The organism is Phocaeicola sp. RTP21359st1_B8_RTP21360_211022 (assembly GCF_040911965.1).
In the GTDB taxonomy this organism is placed as follows: domain Bacteria; phylum Bacteroidota; class Bacteroidia; order Bacteroidales; family Bacteroidaceae; genus Phocaeicola; species Phocaeicola vulgatus.
This window is the reverse complement of the sequence record NZ_JBDFXP010000027.1, coordinates 59,715-69,966: the sequence shown is the minus strand read 5'-3', so window position 1 is coordinate 69,966 and position 10,252 is coordinate 59,715. Positions and strand designations below refer to the sequence as shown.

The following is a 10,252-nucleotide window of genomic DNA, read 5'->3' as shown; positions in this document are numbered from 1 at the left end:
AATGTATAAAATAAAAAATACGGAACTCGATTTTGAATCCCGTATTTTCCATTTACACAAAATATTTTATAGTGCCATTTTGTAACTGATTATGCTTCTACAGCCGGAACAACAGAAACAGATCTTCTGTCATTGCGACCTACTTTGAAACATACTGTACCATCTACTAAAGCGAAAAGAGTATGGTCACGTCCCATACCGATGTTTTCACCCGGATGGAATTCTGTACCTCTCTGACGAACAATGATGTTACCTGCTTTACAAGCCTGTCCACCAAATATCTTAACGCCTAATCTCTTACTTGCTGATTCACGGCCGTTCTTAGAACTACCTACACCTTTTTTATGTGCCATTTCTTCTTAAATTTTAAATGATTAAGCAATAACTTGTTTAATAGTTAACTCTGTAAACTGCTGGCGGTGACCGTTCAGTTTTCTATAACCTTTTCTTCTCTTTTTGTGGAATACAAGTACTTTGTCGCCTTTTACCAGCGGAGATACTACTTCACAAACTACCTTGGCACCTTCTACAGTAGGAGCACCTACAGTTACTGTTCCATTGTTGTCTACCAACAATACTTTTTCAAATTCAACAGTTGCGCCGTTTTCTGCGTTCTGAATGTGGTGTACAAACAGTTTTTTGCCTTCTTCAGCTTTGAACTGCTGACCGTTAATTTCTACAATTACGTACATCTTTTTATAATATTAAACGGTTTTCTCCGTAAGGTGGAATGCATCACTGCCTTCACTTTTCTACCTCATCGGACTAAATCGGGCACAAAATTACTATATTTATTTATATCTGCAAAGAAAAACCATCTTCTTTTTTCTTGTACTCAATGTTTTTATTCATATTGCATTTTGTGGATGCGCGATTGTATAAATAAGGTTTGTGTGATTGTACTTTTATTTACCCCATTGTATAATATAGGCTATCAATACAATGATGCCTATAATGATAGAACAGACTAGCAACAGTCCCAAAAAGCAATACCAAAACATGATTATTGTACGGCAGAAGCTTTTCCACCAGGAAAGTCCGAACAGTTGGCGGTAATCCCAGACAAATAATATAAAGATTGCTTTGTAACTTAAATCAAAAATATCATTCAAATGTGCTGTTCCGGTAAATGGCAGGATCAGTAAAGAAATCCATAAGATTTGGCAGGCTATATAAACTTGTGCAAAAAAGTTTTCCGTCAGATTTAGTCTACGTCCGATAGAGGTCCGGCAGAAGCTTAACCGGGTGCTTATTGTAAAAAGAGGGAGCAGAGCAAGGATGCTGAAGGCTTTGTTGCCATGTATCCAACTTTTCATCAGGTTACCGACTGCAGAGAGAAAGCTATTTTCTGTGAAATAATTGTTAGTTATTTCGTTAAAGACATTTTTCATTTCACTTCCGGCTTCGCTCAAATCATTCCAGATATCTTGATCTTCATAGGGATTATCTTGTTGGGCCATGTTTGCCAATATGTTTTTTCTTATTTCCGATATGGTTGAGTCTTGTTTGTTGGCTTCTCTTCCTAAAGTGGCCATCCGTAAGCTATCTTGTCTTGCCAAAGTCGTACCAATTTCTTTCATCAGACCTCTCCAGTCATCAATCTCGCCGTTTTTTGCTTTTATTTTTTGTTTAAGCTCCTTTTTTATTTGTTTGCTTATTTCTTTTTTTAGCTCATTGGGGTCTTGATTGCTGAATTTTGCATCGATTTGTGCTTGTATTGATTCTGATAAACTGTGAGTTTGGGCCCACTGTGCACTGTCTGCATAGGTAATACTTTGTCCTAGATAATATTTGGTACAACTGTCTGATGTCTGTTCCTGTTGGTACTTGATGTCGTCCATCAGGCTGGCGATAGTAGGCTCTTCTTCCATTTCCTTTTCCGATAGTTTTATCGCTGCCGGGTCAATGAGCTGTACGCCCATGATGTATAGAGCAGCCAGAACGAACAAGGTTTGAAATGGTTTATAGTAATGTACACGTTTTCCCTTCAGATAATCCCGTATCATGTATCCTGGTCGGTAGAGTAGTTCTATCAGGTTACGGCTGAAACCATGGTCTATGTTAAAGAACCCACTTAAAATATTCTGAAAGGCATTTCGTATGGTAAAACGTGGCGTGTGGCGGTTTTGTCCGCAATGGGGACAATAATTTCCTTGAAACGTGTTTCCGCAGTTTTTACAGACGCAACATGTCGGATTCTCTTTTATTTCATGTTTCCCTCTTATTTGTTTTTGATGGAGCAGTTTGTAGAAGGCTACTATTTTTGGGGGAAAGCAGGAAGAATAAAAGAACTTTTCCGGAAAATGTTTGTCTGGTTCGTAAGGGGTGAATTTATGAATTAATGGAAGTAACGAAAGATTGTCTAGTATTTGCCGATGTGGGTAGACCATCAGTTCTTCACGGGTTGTCATGCCATTGAGCACACCTACGAAGTCTACTTTGGCTGCTTGGGCGGTTTCTGCGTCCACTGTGCTGTCACCGATGTAGAGTGTTTCGCTTTTCCGGCGATGCAGCCGGCGTAGTGCTTTTTTTATACCTTGGGGATCTGGCTTGGCTTGCTTTACATCCTCTCCTCCGATAATAATGTCAAAAAAATCTTTCGGAAAATGTTGGTCTACCATTTCGCGGATACGAAAACGGAATTTAGTGGAAATGATACCTATTTGGGCACCTTGGCTTTTCAGTGTTTTCAGCACGGTAACCGTTTCAGGAAAAAAGAACGTGTTGACAGTCATGTATGTATCTGCTTCCTTTACATATTCTTTTTTATATTCGGCTAATGTTTCGGGAGTAGTGATTCCGCTCAAAATACTGAATGAATCTTCCAGTGTTTTTCCAATGGTGCGTTTTATGGCTTCATCACTGATGCCCGTATGCCCATGGCGTTCCAGTACATTACGAAAGCAGATAACGATGCCGCGTGAAGAATCGGCTAGTGTGTAATCAAAATCAAAAAGGTATGTTGTGTATTTCATTCTTTCAAATTAAATTCATTTTAGTGTAATGAATATATTGTTCGCAAGGATTTTGTCAAGGACGGCCTCCACTTAACCAGTGTTTACGGTAATAATCTTCATTCAGGCTGCTGATTATGACTCCCCGGCTGGTACTGGCATGGATGAACTTATTATTTTTCAAATAAATACCTACATGACTGGCAATCCGTTTTTTTCTGCCGTTATGGAAGAATACCAAATCTCCTTCGCGCAAGTTTCTCTTACTTACTTTATGGCAATCTTGGGTACGTTGGTCATCCGAGTTACGTTTCAATTTTTTGTGGTATACCTTTTTATATAAATGTGAAGTCAGTCCGGAACAGTCCACTCCCCGTTTGCTGTTACCACCGCCACGGTAGGGGACTCCCAGCCATGCTGCTGATTCTACGTACAGTTGGTGATTGTCTTTCATGTCAATATCCATATTCAGACGGATGGAGGCACGCGCCAGTTCTTTGTAGTTATAACGTGGGGCAGAGGTACCGCATGAAACCAACAACATGGTCAGTGTACCTAATACCAGCAAATGGGATAGTAGTTTTTTCATTCTGTTACATTAAAATAGTCCTCTAATTCCTTTTCGGCGGAATTCCCTTTATTGTCAATATCTCGGATAATCTTTCCGTTTTCCAGCAGAGCGATGCGTGGGCATATATCTACTGTGTGGTTCAGATTATGGCTGGATACCAGTATGGTGGCTCCGGTTTCTTCATTATAAGCTTTCAGTAAATGCTTGATAATGGACTGCGAACTAGGGTCCAGAAAGTTGAACGGTTCATCTAGAACCAGTACCTGCGGTTGGTGCAGCATAGCCGAAATGATACCTATTTTCTGTTTGTTGCCTGCCGAATAGTTACGAATCAGTTTTTTTTGTCCGATGACTTCGCCATTCATAAAACGTTCAAACCTAGCGACACGTTTATCTACTTCTTCTTTTGTTAGTCCGTACATTTTTCCTACAAAGTAGAAATATTCTTCGGGGGTAAGATAATCTATCAGGAAACCTTCGTCAATGAAAGCTCCCGTTATATTTTTCCATTCCTCACTCCGGCTCACATCGATGTTTCCGATATGTACACTGCCTCCGTCGGCTTTCAGCAAGTCCAGCATCAGGCGGAACAGGGTCGTTTTTCCTGCTCCGTTATTGCCCACCAGTCCCAACATGTTACCGCTTTGAATGGAGTAATTTTCTATGTCTACAGCCACTTTTGGGCCAAAGTTCTTTTGTAATTGGTTTATTATGATATTCATACGCAATTCGTTTTAACGTGAGTCACGGAAGCCTTCCATATTCTCATAACGGCGCTTCATGAAACGGTTATAGATATTTTTTATCCAAATATTGTGGGTTGCAATCAGTAACAACCCTATAATCATCATGATGATGCAGGCTGTATCCTGTTCAAAGAAAGCTGTCAGAGCTTTGTTGATAATCAAGGGCAGGAAAAAAGCACATGAGATGATAATGGTCTGGAATAAGGAACTTCCCCGATTGCTTCGCATGACATTGGCGTTTAACGGGAGTGTCTTTTTATTGTACACAGCCAGTTGCAGCATCATGGCGAATACGAATCCTGTTGTAAACAGCATATAGGATAGAGCCATGAGGAAGGGTATCTTGCCCTTAGCTACAGGGATCATCATAATCAGGAAAGGGATGAACACGATGATGCAGTTCAGGTAATACTTGGCACGAAGCAAGTTATAGATAGATTCCTTACGGCTCATAAGACCATCCAGATAGTTGCCCTCAAAAGACATCACTTGCCCCAGGGTCATGATACTTAAAATGGCAAAATTGTATATGCAGATAAAATTTATCATTCCTGTTCCGTCATACACATCCGTGAAGGCAATCAGTGCCGAAAAAGCCAGCATGATGATAAATCCCATGCGGAATTGTGTCTTTACGGTTTTGTTACGGAAACACAGTTTTAGTTCCAGACGTAGATATTCACCTACGTCACCATAGCGGTCCAGGAATTTATATTCGGATACATGCTTCATCTTGGTGTCTTCCACTTTGGCTATTTCATTATAGATGAAGTGCAGCTGTAGCTTGCGATTTACTAGCAGAAGTAACAGAATGGCTGCTATGACACCTAGAAAGGCGAGTATGTTTCCTTCTATAAATCCTTCTCCCAAATTCATCATGAACGTGGAAACCGGGTTTCCTTCGGGAATAAATTCAGTTCCCGCTAATAATCCGTATACTCCGATCGGGAGAAGTATATAAAGCAGTTTCTCATTCAGTAAAGTTTTGCATATCAAATACCAATAACTGTTCATAACCATCAGAAGCCAAATGCCGCACAGATAGCATAGGATGCCCGTGAGTCCGTAGAAACGGATAATCGTAAGCAGAGCAAAAGGTATGATCAGGAAAAACCAGAAGAAATTGTAACTGCTGATTCCGGATTGTAGTAACAGGGTATCCACCAGCTTATTCTTTTTTACCGGCATAAGCAGATAGGGCTTGATCTCTTGCGACATGGCCGGTTGGAGCATGAAGCGTAACAGGAAATCAAGTATCAGAAGATAAATCAATCCTTGGTTCATAATATGGTAAGGTTCCATGCTGGGAAAGATATCTTCAAAAGCAAAGGACAGCATGACCCCGATAAAGATGAGGTATGCTGCCCAAAAAGCGACCATAAAGTAAATTAAAAACTTGGCGAAGCGGTTCCTGTCAAATGCAGGATTCCGCTTGGCCGCAAGTTTTTGATTCTGTCTTATAATAGATAGAAGCATAGGCTTGGATTATTTTGTTTCTTCCGAGGTCATGCTTACTTCTACACGGTTATTCTGTTCCAACAAGGCTTTGGTAAATTCTTGCAGATCTTTAGCGGTAATGCTGTTTACGGTATTTGTGTAGCCGGTGTTCATATCTGTTCCTTCCCAGAAATACTCACCCAGTATATTTACCCAATAACTGTTTTCTTTGGCATTTTCCTTGTATTTCTTCAGCATGAATTCTTTTACCTTGTTCAAATTTTCGGCAGACGGTCCTTGGTCGACAAACTGATTCAGTTCATTCAAAATGATATCCGTCATTTTGGCACGTTTGGCAGGATCGGTATCGAAATAGATTTGCAGAACCGCTTTCTCTTTTGGATATTTGGTCAGACTGCCGAATGCGCTTACTCCGTACGTACCGCCTTCTTTTTCACGCACACTTTCGGTATACATGATATTCAGTATCTGTGAAAGCATACTCATCATGATTTGGTTTTTCAGAGTATATGCACATTTACCATTGTTGATAACCAGTACAGAGGCTTTGGGCGTTTCCAGTTTTTTGCTGAAAATGTTCTTATAGTCGCCTTGGCGCATATCAATGTGATTGTCACGGAAGGTTTCCTTGCGGTTGACAGAAGGCAAAGCTCCCAGATAAGTTGCAATTAACGGCTCTACTTCTTCCGGTTTGATGTTTCCTACAAAGATGAAAGTAAAGTCGCTGGCGTCTTTGAAACGGTCTTTGTACATCTCCATAACTTTGGTATAGTCAATCTTGTCCACCATATCGGCTTTCATACGGATAGTACGCGGATGTCCCATATAGAGGGCTTTTTGCAACGTATCCTGTAAGGCAGTCATGGGGTTGGCCTCTTGATTTGCCAAAGATGCTTGCAGACGGTTCTTGAATGAGGTGAATGCATCATTGTCCATTCGTGGAGCCGTGAATGACAAATAGACTAATTGCATCAAGGTTTCAAAATCTTTGGGTGAGCAGCTTCCGCTCAGCCCCTCTGTATTGCCACCGACAGAAGCACTTACACTCGCTTTTTTACCTGCCAATACTTTCTCCAGATCAACATTGCTGAAGTTACCCAAACCGCCGATACTTGCCACATCATTCATGACATTGATATTGATAATTTCATCATTCGGGAACAAGGAACTGCCACCCGGACTGAAAGCTCTCATTCTGATTTCATCCGCTTTGAAATCGGTCGACTTTAAGATAACGCGTACTCCATTGGATAGAGTCAGGATAGTAGAACCGAACGGACCATTTTCCTGTTTTGTAATCTTTCCACCTTGGGGCTTTTCAGAAATCAAAGGTTCATCAGAAACTTTGTCTTCATAAGCAGTCAGTGTTTCAGCTTTTACCTTATTGACAGCAGCCAAAATTTCTTCCTTGGATGGAACTTTCAATCCTTCCTTTTCTGGGAAGAATACATTTACTACCAGATTGCTGTCGGTAACCAAGGCCGGGATCAGACTGTTTACCATTTCCACAGACAGGTTGGGGACGATCTGATTCATAATGGCATATTCATTTTCAATACCTGGAATCGGTTCGTTGTCAATGAAGTGGCGTACATATTCATCCACGTATGCACCGTTTTTCACTTTATTGCGTTCGTTGTATGCAGATTCCAGCATACGCAGATAATCCGCTTTGGCGCGGGCATATTCGGACGCGGTGAAACCAAATTTATGGACCCGTTCAATTTCGCGTACAATGGCGGTTATTGCACTGTCAATTCCATCTTCCTTGCTTGCTACTATTCCTGTAAAGGCATCTTTTGTTTTGGAAATCAGGAATTCTTGGTCGCTGATTTGAGCGAAGATGAAAGGAGGATTGGCTGTTTGGGTCAGTTCGTTCAGACGGGCGTTCAACATATTTTCTATCATGGATTTCATGTAGTTCACTACCAGATAATCCATGTTTCCCTTTTGTTCATTAGGAATAGCTTCATGTTTGTAGCATAAATAAGCTACTGGGTTTGCCTGTTCTTTATCTGTTTCTATTGCTACAATAGTTTCCTTATTGTCGGGAACTTGGAAGTATTCTCGTTCTGCCGGGTTTTCTGGCATTTTAATAGGAGAGAATATCTTCTTAATCTTTGCCTCAATCTTGTCTACATCTATATCGCCTACTACGACAATACCCTGTTGGTCCGGACGATACCATTTTTCATAATAATCGCGTAATGCCTGATAAGGGAAATTGTCTACTACTTCCATAATGCCGATGGGAAGCCTATAGGCATATTTACTTTCCGGATAAAGGGTAGGGAGGGCTTTTTCGTACATACGCATCATAGCGTTTGTGCTGGTACGCCATTCCTCATGAATCACACCGCGTTCGCTGTCTATTTCCTTAGGATCCAGTGTCAGGTCGTCGGCCCAGTCATGCAAAATCAGCAAACAAGAATCTACAACGCCGTCACGTATCACGGGAACATTGGAAATATTGTATACGGTTTCATCTATGCTGGTATAAGCATTCAGGTTTTCACCGAATTTCACCCCTATGCTTTCCAGATATTGGATGAGGGTTTTGTCGGGAAAGTTTTTAGTCCCGTTAAAGCACATGTGTTCTAAGAAGTGTGCCAAGCCTCGCTGGTTGTCTTCTTCCAAAATGGAACCTACTTTTTGAGCGATGTAGAAATCGGCTCTTTTTTCCGGGAGTTCGTTGTGACGGATGTAATAAGTTAATCCGTTGTCCAATTTGCCGATGCGAACGTTAGGGTCCGTCGGGATGGGAGGCATTTGCTGTTGTGCAAAGCCCACCGACACGCTGCCTAGAATAATCCAGGCAGCTGCCATCTTCCTAAGAAAATGTGTCATAGTGTTTGTTGTGGGGTTAGTTTGTTTTTATTATAATAAGTCGTTGGCAGATAGGTATCTTTCTGCTTCTATGGCAGCCTTGCAGCCACTTCCGGCAGCAGTGATAGCCTGACGATAATGCGGGTCGGCCACATCACCGGCAGCGAACACACCGGGAACCTTCGTACGCGGAGTACCTGCTTCTGTTATAATGTAGCCTACTTCGTCTGTGTCCAAATAATCCTTGAAAATGTCTGAATTGGGTTTATGGCCGATAGCCAGAAAGAATCCGTCAATAGGCAAGTCATAACGTTCTTCGTTGCATTCACCCTGACGCTTTACCAAATGAACACCTTCTACGCCATTCTCTCCGTATAAGCCGACAGCGTTGTGTTCGAACAGTACCTTGATGTTAGGATGGTTCATAACACGTGCCTGCATAATCTTGGATGCGCGTAAGAACGGTTTGCGTACAATCAGGTAAACCTGTTTGGCCAGTCCTGCCAGATAGACAGCCTCCTCGCAAGCAGTGTCACCGCCACCTACTACAGCTACGGTTTTCTTGCGATAGAAGAAACCGTCGCAGGTGGCGCAGGCGCTTACACCCATTCCGGCATATTTCTGTTCGTCTTCCAAGCCTAGATATTTGGCGGTGGCACCTGTGGATATAATTACAGTTTCTGCCTCAATCACTTTTTCGTCATCAATGGTGATACGGTAAGGACGTTTGCTTAGGTCGGCGGAGGTTGCAATGCCATTGCGGATATCCGCGCCGAAGCGTTCTGCTTGTTTGCGCAAGTCCTCCATCAGTTGGGTACCGCTGATACCTTCGGGATATCCGGGGAAATTTTCCACCTCGGTAGTGATGGTCAACTGGCCTCCGGGCTGTAGACCTTCATATAAGACCGGGGCGATGTTGGCACGTCCTGTATAAATGGCGGCGGTGTAGCCGGCAGGACCTGAGCCGATGATAAGGCATTTAACTTTTTCTGTACTCATAATACTTATTTCTTTACTTAATTTAATTTGATGAATATTATATTATCTCTCTATCTTGAATTCTGCTTGTTATCGTAAGTCTATCACTTCGGCATTTGGGAATTTCTTTTTATCAAACTTGAATGTCGCATTGTCCAGCGGCTGGTTGGTTTGGTAAGAAGTGACGATAATCTCATTTGCCGATTTATTACTTTGTTCTACCTTTATATATAAAGGCTGATATGTTTGGGAAACGAACAAGGTGATGGATGTGATATCCTGTTTATTCTCCGGAGTCAGTATCACTTCAAACCCCTGTTTGCCGTTACGGCTTTTGATCCCTGTATACTTATAATTATATCCGCTTTTGTAAATGGATAACAGTGCATAAGGGTTGATGGTTTGCAACTCTTCCGGGGTAGGATTGCTCACATTCACTTCTTCGCTGCTTTCCAGATAACTCCATTGCGTTGTTCCGTCAAACCAGCTTTGTATTCCGCCACTGTTCAGATAGAACCGGTTGCCTTTTAGCAATAAGGTTCCATTTCCTGTCCCTCCAAAGGTGGCACGGATGCCTCCGGCCTGTTGCAGGGCATTGGCGGTTTTGTCCAATATCTCCCGTGCCTGTTTGTCCTTTTGTGCGGATAGGCTGACTGAAAGGAAAAGGATTAATACCAGTAAATATGTTCTTTTCATTTTTATCATAACATTATTAAACA

At 41.8% G+C, this 10,252-nt stretch carries 9 protein-coding genes; all 9 read right to left on the bottom strand.

The features are described from left to right. Window positions 1-89: 89 nt before the first annotated feature. Complete coding sequence (gene rpmA, locus AB5062_RS14400) at window positions 90-353, bottom strand: 50S ribosomal protein L27 (RefSeq protein ID WP_005839377.1); 264 nt, start codon at window positions 351-353, stop codon at window positions 90-92. A 21-nt stretch (window positions 354-374) separates the two neighbouring features. After that, window positions 375-692, bottom strand: coding sequence for a 50S ribosomal protein L21 (gene rplU / locus AB5062_RS14395; protein ID WP_005839375.1), 318 nt, complete (start codon window positions 690-692; stop codon window positions 375-377). A 213-nt stretch (window positions 693-905) separates the two neighbouring features. Further along, the gene (locus AB5062_RS14390) at window positions 906-2,975 is read right to left on the bottom strand and encodes an HAD-IA family hydrolase (protein ID WP_228680508.1); all 2,070 of its coding nucleotides are present in this window, start codon (window positions 2,973-2,975) and stop codon (window positions 906-908) included. A 55-nt stretch (window positions 2,976-3,030) separates the two neighbouring features. Beyond that, complete coding sequence (locus AB5062_RS14385) at window positions 3,031-3,543, bottom strand: C40 family peptidase (RefSeq protein ID WP_032944773.1); 513 nt, start codon at window positions 3,541-3,543, stop codon at window positions 3,031-3,033. After that, a complete protein-coding gene (locus tag AB5062_RS14380; RefSeq protein WP_005839367.1) occupies window positions 3,540-4,247 on the bottom strand; it encodes an ABC transporter ATP-binding protein in 708 nt (235 codons plus the stop codon). The genes AB5062_RS14385 and AB5062_RS14380 overlap by 4 nt, the downstream gene beginning before the upstream one ends. A gap of 12 nt (window positions 4,248-4,259) precedes the next feature. Beyond that, a complete protein-coding gene (locus tag AB5062_RS14375) occupies window positions 4,260-5,747 on the bottom strand; it encodes a DUF5687 family protein (protein ID WP_012055789.1) in 1,488 nt (495 codons plus the stop codon). A 9-nt stretch (window positions 5,748-5,756) separates the two neighbouring features. Next, window positions 5,757-8,576 (bottom strand): M16 family metallopeptidase, encoded by a 2,820-nt coding sequence (locus AB5062_RS14370; RefSeq protein ID WP_368326904.1) that lies wholly within the window; start codon window positions 8,574-8,576, stop codon window positions 5,757-5,759. A 30-nt stretch (window positions 8,577-8,606) separates the two neighbouring features. Then, a complete protein-coding gene (gene trxB / locus AB5062_RS14365) occupies window positions 8,607-9,554 on the bottom strand; it encodes a thioredoxin-disulfide reductase (protein ID WP_005839361.1) in 948 nt (315 codons plus the stop codon). A 69-nt stretch (window positions 9,555-9,623) separates the two neighbouring features. Beyond that, window positions 9,624-10,238 (bottom strand): LolA-like putative outer membrane lipoprotein chaperone, encoded by a 615-nt coding sequence (locus AB5062_RS14360; RefSeq protein ID WP_005839359.1) that lies wholly within the window; start codon window positions 10,236-10,238, stop codon window positions 9,624-9,626. Window positions 10,239-10,252: the final 14 nt, after the last annotated feature.